Origin of the sequence: Pseudomonas sp. B19125 (genome assembly GCF_044218855.1) — a bacterium.
GTDB classification, from domain to species: Bacteria; Pseudomonadota; Gammaproteobacteria; order Pseudomonadales; family Pseudomonadaceae; genus Aquipseudomonas; species Aquipseudomonas edaphica.
On the sequence record NZ_CP162589.1, the window covers coordinates 4,135,026 to 4,156,928 of the forward strand.

At 60.1% G+C, this 21,903-nt stretch carries 17 protein-coding genes; 2 read left to right on the forward strand and 15 right to left on the reverse strand.

Translation table 11 applies throughout. From position 1 onward, the window contains the following. Nucleotides 1–13 precede the first annotated feature (13 nt). Nucleotides 14–862: a metal-dependent hydrolase gene (locus AB4P96_RS18620; protein WP_099547831.1), complete on the forward strand. Its 849-nt coding sequence runs from the start codon at nt 14–16 to the stop codon at nt 860–862. On the opposite strand, the gene AB4P96_RS18625 is transcribed toward AB4P96_RS18620, so the two are convergent. Next, entirely contained in the window at nt 859–2,931 is a 2,073-nt protein-coding gene (locus tag AB4P96_RS18625) for an EAL domain-containing protein (RefSeq protein WP_017136816.1), read from the reverse strand. The genes AB4P96_RS18620 and AB4P96_RS18625 overlap by 4 nt on opposite strands. 285 nt (nt 2,932–3,216) lie before the next feature. On the opposite strand from AB4P96_RS18625, the gene AB4P96_RS18630 reads away from it, so the two are divergent. Further along, on the forward strand, nt 3,217–3,546 hold the full coding sequence (locus AB4P96_RS18630; RefSeq protein ID WP_017136817.1) for a DUF6388 family protein: 330 nt from the start codon (nt 3,217–3,219) through the stop codon (nt 3,544–3,546). A gap of 159 nt (nt 3,547–3,705) precedes the next feature. Here the strand turns inward: AB4P96_RS18630 and AB4P96_RS18635 are convergent, their stop codons facing one another. The 14 genes from AB4P96_RS18635 to tssB form a co-directional block, all read right to left on the reverse strand. After that, nucleotides 3,706–4,548, reverse strand: a complete 843-nt coding sequence (locus AB4P96_RS18635) for a serine/threonine-protein kinase (protein WP_395599919.1) — start codon at nt 4,546–4,548, stop codon at nt 3,706–3,708. Then, nucleotides 4,545–5,276: a PP2C family serine/threonine-protein phosphatase gene (locus AB4P96_RS18640; protein WP_099547828.1), complete on the reverse strand. Its 732-nt coding sequence runs from the start codon at nt 5,274–5,276 to the stop codon at nt 4,545–4,547. The genes AB4P96_RS18635 and AB4P96_RS18640 overlap by 4 nt, the downstream gene beginning before the upstream one ends. Further along, nucleotides 5,273–8,650, reverse strand: coding sequence for a type VI secretion system membrane subunit TssM (tssM, locus tag AB4P96_RS18645; RefSeq protein ID WP_395599920.1), 3,378 nt, complete (start codon nt 8,648–8,650; stop codon nt 5,273–5,275). Before tssM ends, AB4P96_RS18640 begins: the two co-directional genes overlap by 4 nt. Nucleotides 8,651–8,665: 15 nt before the next feature. Then, nucleotides 8,666–9,532 carry a type IVB secretion system protein IcmH/DotU gene (gene icmH, locus AB4P96_RS18650; protein ID WP_138450039.1) on the reverse strand — a complete coding sequence of 289 codons (867 nt, stop codon included), beginning with the start codon at nt 9,530–9,532 and terminating at the stop codon, nt 8,666–8,668. Between the two features lie 5 nt (nt 9,533–9,537). Next, nucleotides 9,538–10,866, reverse strand: coding sequence for a type VI secretion system baseplate subunit TssK (tssK, locus tag AB4P96_RS18655; protein ID WP_099547825.1), 1,329 nt, complete (start codon nt 10,864–10,866; stop codon nt 9,538–9,540). Nucleotide 10,867: 1 nt separating this feature from the next. Next, nucleotides 10,868–11,350, reverse strand: a complete 483-nt coding sequence (gene tssJ / locus AB4P96_RS18660; RefSeq protein ID WP_017136823.1) for a type VI secretion system lipoprotein TssJ — start codon at nt 11,348–11,350, stop codon at nt 10,868–10,870. Continuing rightward, a complete protein-coding gene (gene tagH / locus AB4P96_RS18665) occupies nt 11,347–12,540 on the reverse strand; it encodes a type VI secretion system-associated FHA domain protein TagH (protein WP_395599921.1) in 1,194 nt (397 codons plus the stop codon). The genes tssJ and tagH overlap by 4 nt, the downstream gene beginning before the upstream one ends. A gap of 218 nt (nt 12,541–12,758) precedes the next feature. Next, nucleotides 12,759–14,288, reverse strand: a complete 1,530-nt coding sequence (locus tag AB4P96_RS18670; RefSeq protein ID WP_170040056.1) for a sigma-54-dependent Fis family transcriptional regulator — start codon at nt 14,286–14,288, stop codon at nt 12,759–12,761. Beyond that, nucleotides 14,285–16,729, reverse strand: coding sequence for an AAA family ATPase (locus AB4P96_RS18675; RefSeq protein WP_240792716.1), 2,445 nt, complete (start codon nt 16,727–16,729; stop codon nt 14,285–14,287). Before AB4P96_RS18675 ends, AB4P96_RS18670 begins: the two co-directional genes overlap by 4 nt. A gap of 6 nt (nt 16,730–16,735) precedes the next feature. After that, the gene (gene tssG, locus AB4P96_RS18680; protein ID WP_017136827.1) at nt 16,736–17,728 is read right to left on the reverse strand and encodes a type VI secretion system baseplate subunit TssG; all 993 of its coding nucleotides are present in this window, start codon (nt 17,726–17,728) and stop codon (nt 16,736–16,738) included. Further along, nucleotides 17,692–19,479: a type VI secretion system baseplate subunit TssF gene (tssF, locus tag AB4P96_RS18685; RefSeq protein ID WP_395599922.1), complete on the reverse strand. Its 1,788-nt coding sequence runs from the start codon at nt 19,477–19,479 to the stop codon at nt 17,692–17,694. Before tssF ends, tssG begins: the two co-directional genes overlap by 37 nt. Next, complete coding sequence (gene tssE, locus AB4P96_RS18690) at nt 19,469–19,888, reverse strand: type VI secretion system baseplate subunit TssE (protein WP_178110997.1); 420 nt, start codon at nt 19,886–19,888, stop codon at nt 19,469–19,471. The genes tssF and tssE overlap by 11 nt, the downstream gene beginning before the upstream one ends. Further along, a complete protein-coding gene (gene tssC, locus AB4P96_RS18695; RefSeq protein ID WP_017136830.1) occupies nt 19,885–21,360 on the reverse strand; it encodes a type VI secretion system contractile sheath large subunit in 1,476 nt (491 codons plus the stop codon). Before tssC ends, tssE begins: the two co-directional genes overlap by 4 nt. A 26-nt stretch (nt 21,361–21,386) precedes the next feature. Then, complete coding sequence (gene tssB / locus AB4P96_RS18700; protein ID WP_017136831.1) at nt 21,387–21,884, reverse strand: type VI secretion system contractile sheath small subunit; 498 nt, start codon at nt 21,882–21,884, stop codon at nt 21,387–21,389. Nucleotides 21,885–21,903: the final 19 nt, after the last annotated feature.

Consider the following 21,903-nt stretch of genomic DNA (forward strand, 5'->3'; position numbering starts at 1 on the left):
AGGAGCACGCACCATGCTGCCGATCCGTCGCGATATCCGTTTTGCCTTGCCTGCCGAGCGCATTAAGGACTGGCACGAACAAGGCCCGTTCATCACGCACTTTTTCAACGCGTTGTCGCTGCTGTTTCCCCAGGGCGAGCTGTTTTTCATGGACAGCGTGCGCCACTACCGCCAGCGCATCGACGACCCGGCGTTGAAGAAAGAAATCCAGGGGTTTATCGGCCAGGAAGCCATGCACAGCCGCGAACACGTGGCCTACAACGATCACTTGCAAGCGGCCGGCCTGCCGGCGCACACCCTCGACAAGCGCCTGAAGTTCTTCCTCGACCTGCAAAAGAAACACCTGCCACCGTCGTTCAACCTGGCGGTGACCATCGCCCTGGAACACTACACAGCGATGCTCGCGGAAATCCTGCTCAGCGACCCGTCGCGTTTTGGCGAGTCACTCAAGGGCTACCAGCAGATGTGGTACTGGCACGCCCTCGAAGAAACCGAGCACAAGGCCGTGGCGTTCGATGTGTGGAACACCGTGATCAAGCCTGGGCCGATGCGCTATCTGTTGCGCACCGGCACCATGTTGACCACCACGCTGCTGTTCTGGCTGGTCGTGTTTGATTTCCATGTGCGCCTGCTGTTGGCCGACCGCAAAGCCGGTGGGCACCTGAAGGGGTTCTGGCGCATGCTCAAGTTTCTATACGGGCCCAAGGGCGTGTTCCCACGCATGCTGCGGCCGTGGTTGCACTATTTCAAACCGGGCTTTCACCCCTGGGACCATGACAACCGTGCACGCCTGGCGGGTATCGACGATCTGGTCGAAGCGATTGAACAAACCCGGCGCGAATACGCGTCCGCCCACGCTTAAGCCTGAGCCGCCGCACGCCTGCGGACAAAGCCCGGTAGCAGGTCGCCGGGCAGCGCCTTGCTGAAATACCAGCCCTGGATAAACAGCTCGGTGCCGGTATTCAAAAAGGCCAACTGCTCGGCGGTCTCCACGCCCTCGACCACCACGCCCAGGTTCAGCGCCTCACAAAAGCGCAACATGCCGGTCAACACCTGGGCGCCTTTGGGGTCGCGCTGGGCCACCACGAAACTGCGGTCGATCTTGATAAAGTCCACCGGAAACTGATGCAGGTAACTCAAGGCCGAAAACCCGGTGCCGAAGTCATCGATATACACCTTGGCGCCGATCGCCTGGAGCCTCTGGATGGTCTGGCGGGTGGCCTGGACATCACCCACCAATGCATCTTCGGTGATTTCCACCGAGATCTGGCCACAGGCCTGGGCGAGGATCTCCACCAGGCGCTCGCCATAGCCTGCGTGAGTGAGCGTGGCGCTGGAAATATTGATGGTCATGGGCAAGGCAAAGCCGATCTTTTGCCACTTCTGATATTGGCGCACGGCCTGGGACGCCACCCACAGATCAACATCCGGCATCAACCGCGCCTGGGCCAGCCATTGCAGGAACTCCCAGGGTGAATGCACCGTGCCCTGGCTGTCCCGCGCGCGCATCAGCGCCTCACAGCCGGTGCACAGGCCGGTGCGGGTCGAGACTTGCGGCTGGAATTCCAGGTAGAACTCGTAATCGCTGATCTGCTGGATACGGCTCAATTCGACTGCCTGACGGGCGGCCGCCTTGTGGGACGCCAACACCGGGTCCAATTCCAGCAGGCGGCCTTTCTCTTCGAGGCCACGGAAGGTCATGTCCAACGACTTGAGGTACACCGTGCCACCCTCACTGGACTGGCGATGAATCGCGCGCACATACGGCGCATACACCAGCGTGCCCAGCCCCAACAGCACCACTTGCAGCACCACCGCCGCCACGTCGCCGTGAGTGCTGAGGTAGGCATTGAGCAGCACTGGCGCGGTAAATGGCACGCTGGCCACTGCCGGCGATACCCAGCCCAACTGCACCACCGTCAATGCCAGCAGGGTGTTGAACGCCGGCACCAGCAGAAACGGGATAAACAAGCGTGGGTTAAGGATGATCGGCAAGCCGAACAACAGCACTTCGCTGACATTGAACAACGACAGCGGCAGACTGGCCATTGCCAGCAAACGCATGGTTTGGCTTTTGGAAAACAACAGGATCGCCAGCAGCAAACACAACGCCCCGCCCGACCCACCGATAAACGCGAAAGAACCGAGCAGGCCACTGTTGAGCAGGTACTTGACCGGTTCACCCGCCGCCAGCGCGGCGCCATTGAGCACTACGGCCTGGTCCAGTACATCAAACAGCGGCTGCATGGCGTACACACCGTGAATGCCGAAAAACCACAGCAGCGAATTCATCAAGGTCACAAACAATCCGCTGCCATACGGCGTTTGCAATGCATCCAGTACCTGCGGCCCCTGTAGCTGCGCCACATAGGGAATCTGCAACATCAACGACAACACCACCACCAGCAACAGCGCTGTAATCGCGCCGGGCACCACCATGTTGATGGTGCCGCGCAGGTTGTGGCCCACCAAGTCTTCGTTGACCAGCCGCGTCCAGCGGAAACGGTGCAGCCAGGCGATCGTCGGCACATTCAACAGCGGCGAAGCGATGGCGATAAACAATACAAACGTCGCCGATGCTCGCGGGTAGTCGCGCAATACAAAGGTGGCGATAACCACGTGGGCCAGGCACAAAAATGCCACTGGCAATTGTGGCAGCCGGTGCTGGATGGCGAGCATGTAGCCAATCGATGCCGCCACCAGCAGCGGGATCACCGAGCTGATCTGGTTATGCAACCCCGACAGAAAGGCCACCACCTGCGGATCGAAGCCCAGCACCTTGGCGCATTCAGCCAAGATCAGGAAACCGGCAGACACCAGCAGGCACGGCAGGATCCACAGCAAGCCTTCACGGATGGCGCGCAATGATTCGGTACTGGCCAAGGCCGCCAGGCGTTGGGTGAGGAAAAGTTTGAACAGCGTTTGCGCCATGCCCCGTCCCTCTGCCCGTATCGCTTTCTGCCCATGCTTGGCAGTGCCCAAAAATCCCATGTAACGCTACACGGCCACCTACCGGTAGCGAAAGGCTTTTGCCGCACTACAATTAATTATTCAGAATTAATTTCAGATTGCGCGGTGTATCGGGGCCGTCGGGTCAGCGCTCAAACCCGTTTTCTCGATGCCCAGGCCAGCGACCCTGCCCGCCTGCCCGCCAGCTGATTGCAAAGCCTTGTGCGTGACCCCATCTATTCACTTCATCCCATCAGGAGTAAGCCCTTGTCAGAACCCGGTGATAACCACCAGCGCGCCCTGGACCGTTTCTTGAGTGAACACCCCCAGGTGGCTTCGCAACTGGATACGCTCAACCCTCTGGCCGCCCAAGCCAAAGGCGAAACCCTCGCGCAGTATCGCGCCGAGCGCTTGCATGAAGCTTTCGAGGCCGAGGCTGAGCGCCAGAATCTGTTTGCCTGGGAGCTGACGCTCAAGTTGACGGCCGAGTCGGCTGAAACTTTTGAGGCTCAGCGCCTGGAAGTGCATAAAGAAGTCGCCCAGATGGCGGGGTTGGGGTGGGAAGAGTACTGCCGGCTGCATGAGTTGGCTGGGTAGGTCATGTGGGAGCTGGCTTGCCTGCGATGGCATCAACTCGGTGCACCTGACACACCGAGGTGTCTGCATCGCAGCGGTGCGACGATTCGACAAGCCAGCTCCCACAGAACAACCGATACACAGCGTAGGCCAAATCGATACCTTGGCAGGCACCCATAGCTACCTGAACCAGCGCCATCGACAACGCGCCATAACCTCGCCCAACGCCTCCACGCTGATCGTTCGGCGCTCAGGATCCATCGCCAACGCCAAGCGCAAGGCTGGCCAGCACGCTGCGGGCAGCTGGCGGGGGCGCTCCAGCCGCTCAGTGGCCCGACGCTCGCCCAAGCGTTTGCCATGGGCCAACTCATACACCACACACGCCACCGCATACAGATCAGCACTCGCCGTCAATGCACCGCCCGCCAACAACTCCGGCGCAGCATAAGCCGCTGTCCAGGCATTGAACCGGTCGCGACACACACTCGCCAGCCCTGCCATCGCCTCTGCCGTCGCCTGCCCGAGGCCGAAATCGAACAAACGAATACCCTCTTCACCCACCATGATATTCACCGGCTTCACATCCCCATGCAGCACACCTTGGCGATGCACATACGCCACAGCATCCAGCAGCTGCACAGCCAGAGGCTGCAACTCACGCCACGGCAAGCCATCGGGACACTCCAGCAGCAGCCGGTCCAGGGTCATACCGTGCATTAACTCCATGCTGAAAAACGCGATCTGGCTGCTGATATCCACCTCAAACGCAAACATGCGTACCACGCGCTCATGCTGCAGGCTGCGGGTCAGGGCAAACTCGCTGTAGAGCAGCACATGTGCATCGGGCGCCAGGCGGAGATTCTCACCGAGCACCTTGATTGCCACGCTGGAACAGGGCTCGCCAAACTGCTCATGCAGCAGGTCGCGCGCCCGGTAGACCACACCCATGCCGCCCGAGCCCAACACGCGCTCCAGGTGATAACGCCCCGCCAGCAAGGTGGGCATGCCAGGTGCCGTGGTCATACGCGCACCACCACGGCCGTCAGGTCATCCCGCGCCGGCCCGCGTAGCGCCGCCGTGAACAGCCGCGCCACCACCTGTTGCGGCGTACCGCTGTCCATGGCGCTGCCCAGCTCGGCGTGCGTCATCGCCTGGTACATACCGTCACTGCACAGCACAAACACATCGCCTGGGTGCGCGCCCAACTCCAGCACCTCGAGTTTCAGCGGGTGCCGCGCGCCTACGGCGCGGGTCAATGCCCTGGCGTCGGGATGCGCCTGGGCCTGCGCCAGGCTCAATCGCTGCTCATCCATCAATTGGCGCAGCAGTGAGTGATCGCGCGACAGCTGATACAACCGCCCGCCTCGCCACAGGTAACAGCGGCTGTCCCCCGCCCAGATACACGCTGCGCGCCGGCCCTCCAGCAGCAGGACCACCACGGTACTGCCCATCCTGTCGTCGCGACCTGCGGCCGGCGGTGAGGTGTTATCCCCCCAACACTGATTGAGCCGTTGCAGGCATCGCCGCACCGCATCGATGCGCTGATCGAACGTACCGTGGACCGGCAACGCGGCAAGGCTGTCGACCACCCATTGGCTGGCCCTGTGTCCGGCCCGGTGGCCGCCCATACCGTCGGCAACCGCCCAGCAACCTTGTTGGGGGCAGTCGAGGAACGCATCTTCGTTGCGCTGCCTGGCCTTGCCACGTTGAGTACGTGCCGCGCTGTTTGCGGCGGCTTGCGGCGCGGTCACAGCCGCTCCGGCAAACGGAACGTGCGCCACGTGTCCATCTGAAACGGGCTGGGTGTGCGCTGGCTGACCAACAGGTAATTGGCACGCAAACCAGCGAGGTCGGACTTGAGTATCTGCGCATCGCGCCCACTGGCGGGCTCGCTGTGCAGCAAGTCAAAAAACCGGAACAACGACCAGGCCCCGCTGTTCTTCTCGATGCCCAACGGCCGCTGTGCACCTCGTTCCAATACCAGGCTGCTGCGACCATTTTCCACCTCGCTGGGCCACTGGAACGTCACAGGCACAATCGGCCCATGACGGTACTCCAACTGCTGACCGCCAAAGCTCAACACCGCGCGGCTGACCGCCTGATCCAGGCTATAAGGTGCCAACGTAAATCGAACCGACAACTCGCCTGGGTCGCCACCAAAAAAACCACGGCGGATGGTCTGCGCTTTGCCGAGTTGCTCCAGCAGCGCGCGCGACATTGGCAGGCTCTGGCCTTCCAGGCCGCGCAAGCGATAACGCCCGCCGTCGGCGCTGATAAACGGGCGCAGGTAGGTTTCATGGAACCTTGCCAGCACGCCCTGGGGTTTAAAAAACTCCTCGAAGTCGCCCAGGGCCACGTCGCTGCTGGCATGGGCATTGAACGGGTAACGCTGGCGAATAGCCTTGGCATACAGGCTATACACCTCGCTCTGGTAGCGTTGGTTCACATGCGTATAGGCCTCATCGAACAAATGCCGCCAACTGTCGTCGGCAAGGCCCTCGACCCAACCTTTGAGCGGCAGCGGCAAACGTGCGGCAATATCGCGTAACTGTCCCAACCCAGGTTGTTGCCCTTCCATACGCCGTTTCACCATCTGGAAAGCCGCCTGCTCCGGTGACCCTTCGCGGTTCAGCGCTGCCATTTGCAGGTGCACAGCATCAAGCAGGCGCAACGCCTGGGTCAGTTGCTCACCCGGGTTTTGCTGCTCATCAAGCAGTTGATGCAAAGGCTCGAAACGGCGTTGCAAGGCGCGTCTTGCAGCGTCATCGCCTGTGGGCTTGGGCAAAACACCCGCGCGTACACGGGCAGCCATCGACTGAGCGATAGCCGCCACGTCACCGGCCTCGTGGGGCACCGCTGACATTGGGTCATCAGTGGATAGCAAACGGGTATTTTCACGCACCTGCTGTAACAACAACACCAGTGGTGATTGCGCCGAGGTGAGGCTCGCCAGTTGTTCGGCGTCCTGGCGCAGGTTTTCGGTTTCGCGTAATCGGATTTGGCCCAGGGCCTGGCTCCACGCATCGGCGTACTCGCTGAAATAGCGCTGTTCGAGCTCGACTATCAACCGGCGCAACTCCATCGCACTGAGGTCAGTCGCCTGCCCCAGCACCCAATTGTCCAGGACAATCGCGTTAACCAATCGCGGGCCTTGCTGGTCGAAATACTGCACATAGCGCTTGCTGTAAAACCCGGAAATCGGTTGGTCCAGCGCCATGAACACAGTGCCGTCGGTGAGACGGCTGGGCTCCAGCGTGTGCGATTGCTCGCGCAGCACGCGATATACCACGTCTGCCAGCGACTCTCCGCGCAGCACCTGGCGAGCCTGGGCGACCAGTTCATCATTGAGTGGCGCGGCAAAAGGTTGTTCAAGCAGCCGGCCGAAGTGCTCACTCAGGCGCGCCTGCGTCGAAGCCTCACCGGCATAGCGCTCGGACCACCGAGTCGCCACGCGCTCCGCCAGCCACCCGGCATCACGTCGCTCGCGCAGATTGAGCATCAGGTAGGCGCGCAGGTTATCCAGTAACCGTTCGCGATCCCCAAGGCTCGACCGCACCTGTTCTTCGAGCAGCGAAGCGACCTGGGCGACCATTTGCTGCAGGGCGTCGTTGTAGGCACTGACCAACGGTGGTCGGCTCACTTCACCCTGAAACAGTCCGGCTCTCTCCAGCACGCCGGCCTCTGACACCGGCGGAAACACCCGGGTGGCCGCCAGGCGATTGTCCAGCAATGTCAGTAACCCCAACGTATGGTCCGCATCGTCCGGGGCTGGCGTATTAACTTGACCTAACTGCGCCAACAGCTCCAGGCGTTGGTGGTTGATCCCATAGCTGTGCACCCAGAGCATGCCCGCCGCACCGATGACCAGTGCTACGGCGCTCGCCCATCCCGCCTGCTGCCAACGAATGCGTCGGTGCTCCTCGGCGTGCAGCCCCGCAAGATCGGCCTCGGCGAAAATCACCTGGTTGAAAAGACCTTGGACAAAGCGTTCGTGCCGCTCACCGGCACAGGTCAAATAGAAACCTCGCAACCCCTGGATGCGCTGATTGCGATGGGCGCAGAACGCAACTTCGATAAACAGGCATAAACGCTCACCGATGCGTGCCACCTGGGGCACAAAACCCAGCATCCAGCCACGGCGCTCGACATTGCGCTCCTGGTGCAGGCGCTGCACCAGTTCGCCACTCAGGCGCTGCAGCAACGTCTCGAACACCTGGCGCACCTGCGCCATAGGCACACCCGTGTGGCTGCCAGTGATCAGCTCACCGAGTACGCCCTCTGCGGCGCTGTCGTGCGGCGTATCAAAAAACGCGGTAAAGCCTGGGATGTGGTCAGCGTGGGTCAGCACCAGATAAACCGGAATATCGATATGCAGCGTCTGCTGGATATCTTGTAACCTGGAATGCACATGCCGTGCATGGCGCTCCAGATCATGCTCATTGCTGCCCAACAGCGTGTCCACCGACAACGTCACCACCACGCCGTTGAGTGGACGTACTCGCCGCCTGGACTTGAGCAGCCCGAGTAATGTTGACCAACCTGCGGCATCGACCGCGCGGTCGGGCTGGTCCAGGTAGCGTCCGGCACTCTCCATCAGGACGCCCTGATCGGCGAAGAACCAGTCACAGTAGGCGCTGGCCCCTGATGATGCGGCTTGAAGGTGATCCGGCGGGCGCTGCAAGCCATTCGCTGCCAGCAAAGCGCTCTTGCCGCTGCCTCGCTGTCCGATCAACAAGTACCAGGGCAGTTCGTTGCGTGAGCGCACGCTGCGCCCGAAATAGTGGCGAGATGTTTTCAAGGTGTGCAGCGCGTCCTTGAAACGGGCGCGTACCTGTTTGCGCTCATCCTCTACCAGCCCCGGATGCTGACGGTCGGCCCGGCTTTCGTCGGTTTTGGACCTTGCGCTGTGGCGTGCGCCCGCAATGACCATCGCCAGCCCCCATAGCAGAAACAGCCCGCTGATAGTCACGAGCCGAGCCGTAGCACCTTGCCAGAACCGGTGGTCATCCACCGCCAGCACAGGCCCGAAAAACCACACCAGGCACGCGCTGGAAAGCACCAGCAACAAGCTCCATACCCAAACGATGCGCAGCAGGTTGCCCGCGCCCTTGAAGAATGCGTTCATTCAATGTTCCCAGCGTTACAAGGGCGTCGGAGTCAGTTCCGGCGCCGAAGATTGAAAGGGTTGCAATGCATGGGCTCGCTCCTGCTCCAGTACCCAGGCAGTTGCCGAATACATCGCCAGCAAAGCGATCAAGCCCAACGCCACACACCAGGTTGCGGAGAGTGTGCGCAGCCGCTTGCGGCGTGCCGGCTCCGGCCGGGGAACAGAGGCGGACACAGACACCGGGTCGCCACGCACGTGTCTTATCTGGCGATACAAGGCGTCACGGACGCCCTCAAGCTCGGTCACGCCGCGCTCCATGACCCTGTATTTGCCTTCAAAACCCATCGACAGGCACAGGTACATCAGTTCCAGCATGGCCAAGTGCTTCACGGGGTCGCGAGACAGTCGCTCCAACAGCTGGAAAAACTTTTCGCCGCCAAAGGTTTCGTTGTGAAAACGGCTCAGCAGACTGATCTTCGACCAGTCGCTGCGACTTCCCCACGCCGTGGTGACTACCGCTTCATCAACGACGCTGCACAGCACATAGCGAGCAGCAATCACCTGAGCGCTTTCCATGCCTTCATGCTGGGCGCGGACCTCGAAGCGTGTGAGGCTTGCGGCCAGTCGCTCATTGAGCGTCTGCAGGTTTTCCCGACCGCTGCTGAGTTTAAGTTCAAGCACCTCGCACATCAGTTCCCAGGCCGCTGTCACCAGCGGGTTAAGGCCCACGTTGAAACGTTGAGCGCCCTGCACAGCGGCGGCGTAGACCATGCGGTCTTCCAACTGTTCAAAACGCGGTGGCGAGGGAAAGTCCGTCACCGGGCGCTGTACCGGGCCGTGGCCGTTACGATCCAGCAACACGGTTTTTTCATCCAGCGGGTAATCACTGTCCATGTTCATGCTGTTCAATTCCTGATAGCCCAGAAGGTCAGTTCCAACTCGCTGAACTCGCCGCCGACATGGAACGCAAAACCACCCGATTGCTCCAACTGCGCGATATCCCGGGCACTGAGTTCGAGCATGAAATAGGTTTTACCGGAATGAAAAGGGATCTGGCGGGGCGCCACCGGCAGTGGTTTGACCTTGATGCCCGCCAGGTGCAGGTTGACCAGTTCGCGGATGCGCTCTACGGGACCGATTTTCAGATGGGCCGGCAAACGATGGCGCAGTTCTTCCGAGTCGCATTGAGCCGCGACTGCCAGGATGAATGTCGCGGTGCCCAGCAGCTTGAGATCGGCCACTGGGCAGACCATTACCCCATACTGGCGCTGTTGCAGTACCAGCTCCAGGGCATGCTGCTCAAAGACCATCGACAGCACTGTGCGCAACCCCGCCATCAACCCACGAAAACTCGTGCCCTGGTCGCCGTGGAGGTAGCGCACCTGCTGGGTGGCACGTTTGCTGTCGCTGGCAAACGTCGCCAGTTCGCCCAGTATCGACAGCATCTCGCGGAACAACGCCTCTGAACGCACTTGCGCCTGCACCAGATAATGGCGCAACACCGGCTCGGTCCGATTGATCAGTTGCAGCATCAAAAAGTCCGCAATCTGCGCACCCGCCGTGGCGCCATTGCCGCCCATCCGCTCAGCAATCGCATCCCCCCGGCTGGCGAGCAGGCTGATCACTTCTTTGAGGCAGGACGAAACAAACCCCGAGCCCTGCACATAAATAAACGTCGGGGCAAAATCAGGCTCCATACGCAGCCCCTCTTCAGCAGAGCATTCCAGCACCTGGGCAATCTTCAGCTTCACGTAGACCTCATCCCCCGGCTGCTCACCCAGCAACAGGCGCAAATCCGGCCGTGCGCAACTGATCTGGCAACGAGCGTCCCGGCCCGCATTGGAGTCCGCCACTTCAATGTCACAGGCGATGTAGCGCGCCAACACCTCCGGTGCCTCCTGCGTGCGGGTTTCAACCTGATTGCCGGTCGTCATCGGTAACGCCAGGTACACCGATTGCCTACCCGCGTTGGCCGGCACCTCCAGCACCAGTGGCGCCATGGCGGTGGTCAACTCGAAAAGACTGCCGTCCGGCAAAACGCCACTGGCTTGATTGACCACCAGCTTGCCCAGGTTCAGGTATTGCAGGTCGATGTCCAGGCTCAGGAAACCCCAGGCATCACTGCCCAGCAAGCGAGTTCGATTAAGCTGCTGATGGTAATAACGGTCGTTATGTTGCAGGTGCTGGGGGCGCAGCAACATCCCTTCCTGCCAGATGACTTTATGAGCCTGCATATCAGTTCTCCTCCAGGCTGGCGAGCGGGTCGCCAGCACGGATACCCGCCTGGTCAAGCACCAGGTGCGCTCTTGTGACTTGCTGTGGCGCCAGCGCCAGCACCCAGCGCCATTGCACATGGGGTAAATCGCGGTACGCCGCAATGATGCCCACGTAACGGCTTTGCGGTTCGCTCCTGAGCTTGAGGGCCACCTGCTCGCCGGGGCGCAGCTCCAGCTCCTCGCTGCTCACCCAGTCTTTGGGCAGCGCCTGCTCGGCATGCCCATACAGGGTAAAAAAATCTGCGTTTTCGAATGCCACTGGATGCTTGAGTTCAAACAGCTGCACCACCACCGGCGAGGGGCGCCCATGCAGGTCGGGGTTCACTTCGTCACTGGCGGCCAGCGTCAAGTCGAGCTTGGTCAATGTGGAAAACGGTGACAGGTTGCTGCAACCACCCAGCAGCACCAATACAACCAAAAGAGGCAGGGCGACACGGGTCATGGGCATCCTCCCGGAGGTGTGGCAAACAACGCCGAGGCCAGGCGTACCTGCTCCTCATAGGCCTTGGAAAAGTTGCCGCGCAACAGGTCCGTATTCGATGCATTTTCTTCGACCACTCGTTGATAGTGGCGCTGGTAGGCCCGCCAATGCGCCCTGTCGGCAAAGAACCTCGGCACCTTGTCATCGCGCTCAAAACTGGCCAGCAAGTGACCGGGGGCAAACGTCGCCAACGAGGTGCGCAGCGCCGTGCGGCATGCAACGAGCAGCGCGACCTGATGCACTTGCATTTGCCGGTACACCTGCGTAATGGCCGCTTCGGCGCAGGGTTGCGCCAACTCGCCCGTGCCCAGCAACGACGCCAACGCAGAGTCAATGCACAGGCTGTCTTTCAACGCGTTCGGACGTTTGATCAAGGTGCTCGCGTCCAGGTCCAATTCGTTGTGCAGTTCGTCGTGAGTGCGCAGGTTCTGTTGCAACCCATCAATCGCGTGCCTGAGTAAACCCGCAACCTTAATCGCCAACGCCTCGCGGCCAGCGCAATCGAGCGCATGCGCACTGACGCCCAACGCTTTGGCGAACTGCGCCCAGAACACTTCGTAAGCCTCGGGCGCCTGCGAGTCAGGCAAGACAGGTTCGACCCTCTCTACCAAAACGTCTGCCTGTGCAGGTAAGGCCAGGTAGTCGCGCTCAACACCGTCACCAGACATCCAGGCACTCGGTGCCTCTTGCACGTCGTTCAAGGCGTCCAGCTCGCACAGCGGTGCGCCGTGCATCGACTGGCGATCCCATTCTTGAACGGGGTCCAGGCCCAGGTAAGCATCATCGGGTATCACCCCGCCCGCCGTGGATAATGGCTGGCAATGCGACGCCACGCGCTCAATCAACCGCGCACGGATAGCAAATGGCCCCAACTGGAAAACATCACCCTCCACGATCAACCGCGCCTGCCCCTTTTGCAGCGACTTGCCACTGCTCACCGCACGGATACCGTTACTGCTGATATCCGTCAGGAAATAACGCGCGTCACGGTACGCGATCAACCCGTGGTGACTGGAAAGCAAGCGACTGGGGTCAGGAATACTCCAGTCGCAACCGGCTCCACGACCGACCACGCCGCCCACTCCATCGAACACCTTGCGCAGTGGCGGCTCATCGCCCCCGCCATCACACACTTCAAGCACTAATTGCATGAAAGGCTCCTTTTCATTGGCCGCGACGGGTCGCTTGGGAGTCACCCAAAGGACGATAGTCAGCGTCATCAAACACATAATTGGCGCTGCAACCGCTCAGCAAACACAACACAAGCAGTACGGCTCGCCATGGACGATCAGGCATCGGGGTTCTCCCTGGAAGATAAAACAAGCGGGGCATCGCAGAGCCCATTAGCACGCCAGCGTGAATACGCCATTCAGCATTCTTCTCGAGACGCGCCCATGGGGATATTCAAACGCGCAAGCCGGTACAGAAGCGTGCGACGCGCGACCCCAAGTTCACGCGCGGTGCGCGTTCGATTGCCACGGTTCTTGTGCAGGCAATCGATCAGAAAGACCCGTTCCACCCGCTCCAGGCGCTGACGCAGAGTCGCCTCGGCGGTCGTACCCGCGGGAGCCGACGACAGCGACAGGTGCGCAGGTAAAATCACCCCGTCATCACACAGCAGCACCGCCCGTTCCACCAGGCATTTGAGCTCACGCACATTGCCTGGGAAGGCGTGGCCGGAGAGCTGGTCAAGCGCGGCACTGGACCAACTGACCACCGGCTTTTTGAGTGCCGCGCAGACCTTTTCAGCAAAGTGCCGGGCAAGCAGCAGCACATCACCGTCACGCTCACGCAAGGCCGGTAATTGGATAGGGAACTGTGCCAATCGGTAATAGAGGTCCTCGCGAAAAGTCCCCTGGCTGACCATTGCCAGCAGGTCGCGATGGGTGGCGGCGATGATTCGCACGTCGACCTTGTGGGCGGTATTGGCGCCCAGGGGGCGCACCTCACCTTCTTGTAGAACTCTCAGCAGCTTTGCCTGCAGGGAGAGTGGCATATCGCCAATCTCATCCAGCAGCAGTGTGCCGCCATCAGCCGCGTCAAATAGCCCTGCATAGTTACGCTCCGCACCGGTAAACGCGCCTTTGCGGTAGCCGAACAGCTCACTCTCCAGCAAGCCCTCAGGGAAGGCTGCGCAGTTTTGCACGACAAACGCTCGCGTGCTGCGCGGGCCGGCGGCGTGAATCGCACGCGCCACCACCTCCTTGCCAGTGCCGGTTTCACCGTGCAACAGCACGGTAAAAGGCGCCTGCACAACCTTGCCGATGAGGTGACAGGTCGCTTCCATCGCGGTGCTGTTGCCGATCAAGCCATAGCCGCCTGTGACGGGCGCACAGCGCTGGGCAACAGCAGTGATGCGCCCAGGATGGGCAAGCCGGCGCAGAGTTAATTGGCCGAGGGCAAAGCTACCCAGTTGGCCCAACGACACGGCGTAGCCCTGCAATTGCGTCGGGCGCAGGCTGGCACAAAGCAGGACGCCGCACACCGCCTTGCTCCGGTTGAACAAGGGCAGGCATGTCAGCGAGTGCCAAGGCAACGTCGCTACGGGCAGAAAACCGCTGTCATAGGCGCTGTTGCACAGTTCATCAATGGTCAGCTCCCGCCCCTGGTTAAGGACGTAGTGCAATAACTGCTGGTGTTGAACCTCCACAGTTGCAGCCCGCTCGCCTGAGGGTTCCCCGTCAGGAAAGTATTGAGCGATCAACCTCAACTGGCCGGTGGTTTCCTCCCGCGCATACAGTTGGCACAGGTCACACTCGCTCAACTGCGCAGCGGCCGTGACGCAAAGCTGCGCCAACGTCGATTCCTCACACTCAAATCCCAGGCGGGTGAACCAGCCCAGCAGTTGGTCGGTGCAGGCCTGCGGACCAGGCAACGGCTTGAATGCGCTGTGCGTCATTGGCTGAACTCACACACAGGCACACCGCGGCCATCCAGCGTCGCGTGGGTGGCAGAGAGGGATTCGCCAACGGCCATCGCACTGAGCAGGCGATCAACGATCTGCGGCAGCAGGTGGGATTCGATCCACTGGTCGATATAACGCGCGCCACTGTCCTGGTGCATACAGCGTTCGACCATGTGCGTGACCAGTTCGGCGCTGTAGCTGAACACCAGTTCACGCGTGTGCAGCCGTTGGCCAAGGCGCGCAAGCTTGAGCCTTGCCACGTCCTGTAACCGTTCGCCTGCGAGCGGGTAATACGGCACGACACGCATCCGGGCAAGCAGAGCCGGCTTGAAGTGAGCGCGCAATACGGGGCGAATCACTTCCTCCAGCACCTCAGAATCAGGGCGCTGGCCATCGGCGCACAGTGCTGTGATGCAATCGCTGCCCAGGTTGGACGTCATCAGGATCAGCGTGTTACGGAAGTCGATTTCGCGACCTTCACCGTCATTGGCCAAGCCCTTGTCAAAGACCTGGTAGAACAGGTTCAGCACCTCTGGGTCGGCCTTCTCGACTTCATCGAGCAGCACCACTGAATAGGGGCGCTGGCGCACGGCCTCGGTCAGCACCCCGCCCTCGCCGTATCCAATGTAACCGGGAGGCGCTCCGATCAATCGGGACAGGGAGTGTTGCTCCTGGTATTCCGACATATTGAGCGTGATCACAAACCGCTCGCCGCCGTACAGCAAGTCCGCCAGCGCCAGCGCCGTCTCGGTCTTGCCGACCCCGCTTGGGCCGGCCAGCAAAAATACGCCTACTGGGGCCTCAGGATTATTAAGGCCTGCAGCCACCGCTCGCAGGTTGCGATCAAGCGCCTGCACCGCCGGTTCCTGCCCAATAATTCGCTCGCGCAGGGCATCGGCAAAACCCGGGATGCGCTCACTGTGCTCCAACGCCAGTTGCTCGACCGGAACACCGGTCCAGCCGCTGATGACCTGAGCGACCACCCGTGGGCAGACCTCGTGACTGGCTTGCTGCTGTTCACGCTGCATCCAGCCCTGCTCGGCTTGCTGGCGCTCAAGCTCGAGGGCGTCCAGACGCCGGACCAGTGTTTGCAACGCTGGCTGGTCAACTGACAAGCCTGCTTGAACATCGCGCTCAAGCGCCACGCGCTGCTGTGTGCCCTCGGCCAATTCAGCGCACAGCTGCTGCAACACCTCAGGCGCCGCCGTCAGGCTAATGCGCACTTGCGCACAGGCTGTATCCAGTACATCGACGGCCTTGTCCGGCAACTGGCGCCCCGCCAGGTAACGAGCGCTCAGTTGCGCTGCCGCCACCACCGCATCGTCGCGTACATAGACGCCATGGCTGGCTTCATACACCGGGACCAACCCGCGCAAAATGGAAACTGCCGCCGCCACACTCGGCTCGCCAACCTTCACCGGCTGGAAGCGCCGTGCCAGCGCAGGGTCTTTTTCGATGTATTTTTTGTACTCGGACCAGGTCGTGGCTGCGATTGTGCGCAATTGACCGCGCGCCAGGGCGGGCTTGAGCAAATTGGCGGCATCGCCTCCACCCACCTGCCCGCCGGCACCCACCAGGGTATGTGCCTCATCAATAAACAGGATCACGGCCTGTGGTGAGGCGTTGACCTCGTCGATCACACCTTTGAGCCGCCGTTCGAACTCGCCCTTGATGCTGGCGCCGGCCTGCAACAAGCCCATATCCAAGGTCAGTATGCGTACTCCCTTGAGTGGCTCGGGCACCTGTGAGGCAACCACTCGCAAAGCGAGCCCTTCGACGATGGCGGTCTTACCCACGCCCGCGTCTCCCACCAGGATCGGGTTGTTCTTGCGCCGACGCACAAGGATATCGATCAATTGACGGATCTCTGCGTCGCGGCAAAGGACCGGGTCGATACGGCCTTCGCGGGCTTGATGCGTCAGGTCGTGGGTAAAGCGCTCCAGCAGCGACTCGCCTGGTCGCAAAGGACCAGTTCCAGATCCCTGGCTCAACAAAAAATCGAGCACCCGTTGCGCGTCCAAACGACTCAGCAATTGCTGATAACCACTGCCCGCGTGTTGCAGTGGATGGCGCAGAAGTGCCAGCAATAAAGCACCGGCATCGACTTCAACCTGCCCCAGTTCAAGGTGGCCAACCATTAATGCTTGTTGCAACCACTGCACGAGTGCCGGGGCAAACACCGGGCTGCGCGATGCACTGTGTTCACCTTTGAGCTGCAGCATGGCCTGAAGCTCGCCTGGAGCGATCTCGGCATCCGCCAGAGCCCTGGCCAAAGGACCATCATGGTGTTCCAGCAGTGTCAGCAGCAGGTCCTCAACCAACACTTCCTTGCCACCGCGCGTAACACATCGTTCAGCTGCCCGCGCCAAGTCAACGCGCGTTTGCGGGGTCAAGGTCCGGATCAGTTGTTGCAGGTCTACATTCATCATAATCATCAGTCCCTAATCAGAGTGGCTGGCCAGAGTGACCACACCGTCGGCACGCTCGTACCCCAACCAACTGGTCCAACCGAGACGACATACGTTGCGCTCGCCAATATGCAATGGCCGCACTTCACCCTCGGCCAGTACCAGGCGCACGTCATAGTCCAATGGCACCCGCAGCATCAGGCGAACCAGCGAGCACAACGGTTTGCACGCGCTGCCGGCGGGTAGAAACGTGTGAAAGCGCTGCCAGCTCAAGCCCTCGACATGCACCCTGAACTTGCCGCTACGATCGGCAACCCGGTGCCCGAGCAGCAGGTCTTCGCCAAGCACGTTATTGGCCGTACCGAGTTGATTGCGTTGCTGTTGGGCGATGACCACCGTGCGTTCAACCCATTGTTCAATGAACAAACGACTGTGCTTGAAGTAATGGCGCAGCACCGTTTCGATCAACGTTGCCGAATGCGCTCGCAGGCTCAGCAGCCCCAGGTACGGCAACAACCGCTTGCAGTCCAATTGCGCCGCGTCTCGAATCTGGCGGCTGCCCAGCCCGACCAGCGCAAACATCTGCGCGGAAAAAGCATCACTGGCGTCGGTGCGAAAACTCGCTCGATAGCGATACTTACGCCAGATCGGCAACATCAACCTCTGCAGGCGGTGGTGAAATACGTCGAGAAAGCCACGGCTGACGCTGCCACTCGCCTGCTCTTGATAAAACCCAGGCAATGGCGAACCGGCGCCAAACAAGCCGAGCACGTTAAGACGCAGGCGCGCGCGTAACTGTCCGTGCTCGACAAAAAAAACCACCCGGTCAATGTCGTGCCCAGGGAAACCCAAGCTTGGGTTGGCCTGGAACTCGAGCAGGTCATATAACGCGTCGTCATCCAGTGAAGGATGGCTGTCGCGCAGGCGCTCGATCACCTGCAGTACCGCCTGGAATAACGAATACTCGCGAATTGTGCGTGCTAGAGCAGTCAAAGCAGGGCCTGCCGACCCATCCGGGGTGGCCATAGATACACGTCTCCTTGTGTGCTGGTGACCCGCAGTTCGTGATACGAATTGAGGCCGGCGTATAGGGCAAAAAACTCATTGAGTGCCGAGGCGAAGACAAACAGGTCGCCCTGGCCGGCAAAGCCGTTGACGTCAATACTCAAGTCGACCTGCAGGCCGCGTATCGGCAGCCCACGATGTATTCGATCGACGGCTTGATGACGGATGGACTTCAACGCATCCAGTCTTCGCTGGCTGACGTTGTGAGCCTGTCGATCGTGATAGCGCGGCAAGTCGTATGTCTGGAGGATGACTTTCAAGGCACGGGTATCGGTCAACGAGAGGTAGTTGAGCGACATGTTGCTGATCAGTTTCCAGAGGAAGTCCTGGTCCAAAGGCGGAGCAAAGCTTGCCGTCGGCGCACAGATATTGCGAAACGTCAGGAATTCCGGGGTTTGTTCACAGGGCTGATTGATCTCTCCCACCTGCAGCAGCCGTGGCAAGTTGTGGTTGGTGCAGGTCAATTCAATCGAAAGGGTTTCCTGCTCATTGCCTGGACCAGTGCCAAAACTCAACCAGGTATCCAGTTCGGCACTTTGCACCGACGAGCGCTGACGAATGCTGTAGCTGGGCGTGCGCGCCGAAGTGGCATTGCCACTGCCATGCTCGAAGGATTCGAACGGCACATACGCCTGGTAGCCCAGCCCACCCGGGCGCCATCCGGTCACCTGGTCCACGGAAAAGACCGCGGCATTGCCCCGCGCTATGCCACCCGGCAGCAGCAGGTACTCATCCTGCTTGCCATCGAGGCGAATGGGCACTGCATCGTGCTTGAACAGGTTGGCAATCGGCGTGCAATACAGCTTTACGTTGTCCAGAGTGGGGCGATGCGCCGCATGCGCGGGGTGGTTTAACTTGAAACGCAGCTCTATACATCTCGCCTGCTTGCGCAATTCATTTGGCAACGCCTCTAACGCATCCAGCCCCAGTACATCGACAAACAGATACTTGTCCGTAAACGCAAAATATTCCTGCAGATGGCGATAACCGCAAAAGGTGTTGGCGGGATAGGGAATCAGTGCATGCTCCTCATCGAACCCCACCGGTTTTACCTGGCTTGCAGCAAGCCGCAGCGACAACGGCTGGCCATCGCGATCCTTGATCACAACCCCTTCGTGGTCAAAGAGCCGCAATTCGATGCCCTCCAGATGACGCAACAAGCTCAGGTACAAGCCTTGGCTCACCTGTCGATCACCCGCCAGGTGCAAACGCAATTGATCGAACGCCAACTGGCTCAAATTGCCCTCGACGCTCATCTCCATGTGCAGGTTGAGGAGCGTTTGTGCTCCCTGGGACACGTACTCCAGGCGACTCAGTTGCAACGCCAGCACCTGGGTGGCGTAGCAGGTACGAAAGCGGCAGCGCTCACCATTGACCAGCACGCTTTCAACCGGCGTGTCCCGTTCTACGCTCACCGTGGTGCACGCATGTTTCACCGGGTCAAATTGCAAGATACTGAACGCCGGCAGTGGTCGCATATAGTTGGGCCACAGCAGATGCATCAATGAGTGAGTCAGCTCTGGAAGCTCGTCGGCAAGCTTCTGGCGCAAGCGCCCGGTCAGAAAGGCGAAGCCTTCCAATAGACGCTCTACATCCGGGTCCTGGCCTGAGTCGGCGAGAAAAGGTGCCAAGGCTGGGTTGCGTTCAGCAAAACGCCGCCCAAGTTGGCGCAAGGCACTGAGCTCACTTTGGTAAAAGTGGTTAAAGGACATCAGGCAGTACCTCAACCCGACCACCACCGGCCAACTGCGCGTTAAAAACCACTGGTTGCATAACGCCGTCGATGAGCAGTGTTGCCTCAATCACAAACGCCAGGACCAAGGGGTTGCCGGTATCGGGTAAGCCCCTGACACACACATTCGAAAGACGTGGTTCGTAAACCTGGATGAAACGCTCAATCGACAGGCGCGACTGACTCAATGACTCATGCAGGCTCAAGCGCATGTCATTGAGGTCGGGCAGCCCATAGTCCGGCAGCGTCAAGACACTGCCTGCACGTGTGCCGAGCATGTTCTCCAAGTGCGCGGCAATCGACGCTACACTTCCGGCCCTGGCGGGTGCCAGGCCTTCGAGACGCTCAAAAAGGCTGCGATAGTCGGGTATCCCCTGCCCCTTTCTCATTCTTTGTCGAGTTTGCCGACGAGGGACAGGGTGAAGTCCGCGCCCATGTACTTGAAGTGCGGTCGCACACTGAGGTTAACGCGGTACCAGCCAGGTTCGCCCTCAACATCACTGACCACGATGCGGGCAGCCCGCAATGGGCGCCGCCCACGCACTTCGGCGCTGGGGTTTTCCTGGTCGGCAACGTATTGGCGAATCCATTTGTTGAGCTCCAGCTCAAGGTCGGTACGCTCCTTCCATGAACCCAACTGCTCACGCTGCAACACCTTGAGATAATGCGCCAGCCGGTTGACCACCATCATGTAGGGCAGTTGTGTTCCCAGGCGGTAATTCAACTCAGCTTCCTTGCCCTCGGCACTGCTGCCGAAATACTTGGGTTTTTGTACTGAACTGGCGGAAAAGAACGCCGCGTTATCACTGCCTTTGCGCATGGTCAGGGCAATAAAACCTTCCTGTGCGAGTTCGTACTCGCGACGGTCAGAGACCAGCACTTCGGTCGGGATCTTGGTTTCAATTTCACCCATGCTCTGGAAATGATGCAGGGGCAGGTCTTCCACTGTCCCACCGCTTTGCGGGCCGATAATGTTCGGGCACCAGCGAAACCGGGCAAAACTGTCCGTCAGCCGGGTGGCAAAGGCAAACGCGGTATTGCCCCACAAATAGTGTTCGTGGCTGTTGACCACGTTTTCCTGGTAGGCAAATGTCTTGACCGGGCACTCAAGGGGATCGTAAGGGGTACGCAACAGGAACCGCGGCACGGTCAGGCCAATGTAACGAGCGTCTTCGCTCTGACGAAAGCTTTGCCATTTGGCAAATTGCGGCCCCTCGAAATGATCCTTGAGGTCCTTCATGTCAGGTAGACCGGTAAAGCTTTCCAAACCGAAAAAGCTCGGCCCTGCGGCGGCAATAAACGGTGCATGGGCCATGCAGGCAACACTGGAAACGTATTGCATCAGCTTCACATCCGGCGCGCTGGGCCCAAGGAAGTAGTTGGCAATGATGGCGCCCACGGGCTGGCCGCCGAACTGACCATACTCGGCACTGTAGATATGCTTGTAGAGCCCGGACTGGGTGGTTTCCGGGGAGTCTTCGAAATCGTCCAGCAGGTCCTGTCGTGAGACGTTCAGCAGTTCGATCTTGATGTTCTCGCGAAAATTGGTGCGATCGACGAGCAGTTGCAACCCTCTCCACGAAGCTTCCAGTGCCTGGAAATCCGGGTGATGAAGAATTTCATCCATTTGCTCGCTGAGCTTCATGTCGATCTCGGCGATCATTCGATCGACCAGACGCTTCTTGACCGGCTCGCCGCTGTTGTGCGGTTTGACAAGCTCTTCGATAAACGCCGAGACACCGCGTTTGGCAATGCTGTAGGCCTCGTCATCCGCGCTCAGCAGTGTTTGGGCAATGATGGTATCGAGAATGCTGTGCTCGTCAGCCACTCGGGTGGGTAGCGGATGCTGTTGGGTGGTCATGGCGTCAGTGTCCTTTACTGAAAATGTCAGGCGGTGGGGTCACTCAACCCCAATTCGGTCAATACACGTGCGCGGGAGTCGTCATCCGCCAGCGCCTGTTCGATCGCCTTGCGAAAGCTCGGCGTGTTACCCAATGGCCCCTTGAGGGCCATCAGTGCTTCACGCAGCGCCATGAGTTTTTGCAGCTCCGGGATCTGCTCGACCAGGTTCGCCGGGGTAAAATCCTTCATCGAGTTGACCCGCACCTGGATCGACAGTGCTTCGATATCGGGCAGTTCCTGCAGGCGATTAGGCACACTTAGCGTCAACGCCAGTGCCTGTTTGGCCAGCACGTCATCAAAGGTGTTCTTGTCGATACCGATAGGCTTGCGGTCTTCGAGCTTGCGTGGGTCTTCGCGCTGGGCGAAGTCACCCAGCACCAGCAACTTCAGAGGTAGCTCAACCTCTTCCTGGGCGCCCCCGACGGCGGGCTTGAAGGTGATATTGATGCGTTCCTTGGGTGCTACCGAACCTTCTTTGGCCACGGTAAATCTCCTTTTTTCG

Bases quoted from the DNA above. Each gene is read 5' to 3' on its own strand.
- AB4P96_RS18620 (WP_099547831.1), top strand. From the start codon at position 14: ATGCTGCCGATCCGTCGCGATATCCGTTTTGCCTTGCCTGCCGAGCGC.
- AB4P96_RS18625 (WP_017136816.1), bottom strand. From the start codon at position 2,931: ATGGCGCAAACGCTGTTCAAACTTTTCCTCACCCAACGCCTGGCGGCC.
- AB4P96_RS18635 (WP_395599919.1), bottom strand. From the start codon at position 4,548: ATGACCACGGCACCTGGCATGCCCACCTTGCTGGCGGGGCGTTATCAC.
- tssM (WP_395599920.1), bottom strand. From the start codon at position 8,650: ATGAACGCATTCTTCAAGGGCGCGGGCAACCTGCTGCGCATCGTTTGG.
- icmH (WP_138450039.1), bottom strand. From the start codon at position 9,532: ATGAACATGGACAGTGATTACCCGCTGGATGAAAAAACCGTGTTGCTG.
- tssK (WP_099547825.1), bottom strand. From the start codon at position 10,866: ATGCAGGCTCATAAAGTCATCTGGCAGGAAGGGATGTTGCTGCGCCCC.
- tssJ (WP_017136823.1), bottom strand. From the start codon at position 11,350: ATGACCCGTGTCGCCCTGCCTCTTTTGGTTGTATTGGTGCTGCTGGGT.
- tagH (WP_395599921.1), bottom strand. From the start codon at position 12,540: ATGCAATTAGTGCTTGAAGTGTGTGATGGCGGGGGCGATGAGCCGCCA.
- AB4P96_RS18670 (WP_170040056.1), bottom strand. From the start codon at position 14,288: ATGACGCACAGCGCATTCAAGCCGTTGCCTGGTCCGCAGGCCTGCACC.
- AB4P96_RS18675 (WP_240792716.1), bottom strand. From the start codon at position 16,729: ATGATTATGATGAATGTAGACCTGCAACAACTGATCCGGACCTTGACC.
- tssG (WP_017136827.1), bottom strand. From the start codon at position 17,728: ATGGCCACCCCGGATGGGTCGGCAGGCCCTGCTTTGACTGCTCTAGCA.
- tssF (WP_395599922.1), bottom strand. From the start codon at position 19,479: ATGTCCTTTAACCACTTTTACCAAAGTGAGCTCAGTGCCTTGCGCCAA.
- tssE (WP_178110997.1), bottom strand. From the start codon at position 19,888: ATGAGAAAGGGGCAGGGGATACCCGACTATCGCAGCCTTTTTGAGCGT.
- tssC (WP_017136830.1), bottom strand. From the start codon at position 21,360: ATGACCACCCAACAGCATCCGCTACCCACCCGAGTGGCTGACGAGCAC.